Raw genomic sequence first — 1449 nt, 5'->3', positions numbered from 1 at the left:
GTTAGCGTCCACGGGAGTGGTGTACGGGTTTGAACCCGTTCGTCACCTTGGCGCCCGTAAGGGAAGATCGATGTGACATGAGGGCGGCCACTCCGCGATCCTTCACAGCTGTCGAAGGCATAAGAAGGAGAACGAGAAGTGGCCGCTAAAGACATTCTGCCTGCTGAGGGTGAGTGGTTCGACGAGACCCTCGCCACGGCGTCGCCTGATGTGCTGCGCGAGATGGTGGTGCGGATGGCGCAGATGATGATGGACGCCGAGGTCGAGCAGCGCTGCGGTGCCGGCTACGGCGAGGTGTCCGAGGCACGGACGAACTCGCGCAACGGGTATCGGCGGCGGGAATGGGACACCCGCGCGGGGACCGTCGAGCTGGCCATCCCGAAGTTGCGGACCGGCTCGTACTACCCGGAGTGGCTGCTGGAGCGGCAGCGGCGGGCCGAGCGGGCGCTGGCCTCGGTGGTGGCCACCTCCTATCTGCTGGGCGTCTCGACCCGGCGGGTGGAGCGGCTGGCCGAGCAGCTCGGGGTGACCCGGCTGTCGAAATCGCAGGTCAGCGTGATGGCGCGCGAGCTGGATCAGATGGTGAGCGAGTTCCGCGACCGGCCGCTGGATGCCGGGCCGTACACGTTCGTGTGGATCGACGCCCTCACCCAGAAGGTGCGAGAGGGCGGGCGCACGGTCAACGTGCACGCCCTGGTGGCGACGGGGGTGAACGCCGACGGGCACCGCGAGATCCTCGGCATCGACGTGGTCTCATCCGAGGACGGGGCCGGCTGGCTGGCGTTCTTGCGCGGCCTGGTGGCCCGCGGTCTGTCCGGTGTCAGTCTGGTGATCTCCGACTGTCATGCCGGGCTGCGCGATGCGATCGCCTCCACCCTGCCCGGTGCCTCCTGGCAGAGGTGTCGCGCGCATTACGCCCGAAATTTGGCGACCTGCGTCCCGAAGGCGGCTCAGCCGTGGGTGTCGACCATGCTGCGCACCGTCTTCGAGCAGCCCGACGCCGCCTCGGTGCGGGCCCAGCACCGCCAGGTCGTCCAGGCACTGGAGGACAAGTACCCCAAGGCTGCCGAGCATTTGGACGAGGCGCGCGACGACATCCTGGCCTTCGCCGTCTATCCCAAGACGGTGTGGCGGCAGATCTGGTCGAACAACCCGCAGGAGCGGCTGAACAAGGAGATCCGCCGCCGCACCGACGTGGTCGGCATCTTCCCGCACCGCGAGGCCATCGTCCGGCTGGTCGGCGCGGTGCTGGCCGAGCAGCACGACGAGTGGACCGAAGGCCGGCGCTACCTCGGCCTGGAAGTCCTCGCCGACTGTCGCAAGGCCGCCGAGAGAAAGGCACAAGCAGACACCACTGATGCAAGTGTGACTAATAGTGCTATTGCTGCTTAAATAGGATTTAGATCGCAGAGTGGTTGAACCTCATACACCACGATCTTGGACGCGGCC

At 66.7% G+C, this 1449-nt stretch carries 1 protein-coding gene; it reads left to right on the top strand.

Translation table 11 applies throughout. The annotated features are described in order from the left end of the window. Nucleotides 1–153 precede the first annotated feature (153 nt). Nucleotides 154–1392, top strand: coding sequence for an IS256 family transposase (locus tag ACZ6YG_RS44605; RefSeq protein WP_466021371.1), 1239 nt, complete (start codon nucleotides 154–156; stop codon nucleotides 1390–1392). The last annotated feature ends 57 nt before the right edge of the window (nucleotides 1393–1449 follow it).

Source organism: Nonomuraea sp. NPDC054003, assembly GCF_055585125.1.
The sequence above is the reverse complement of the archived record's forward strand: the minus strand, read 5'-3'. Positions and strand labels throughout refer to the sequence as shown.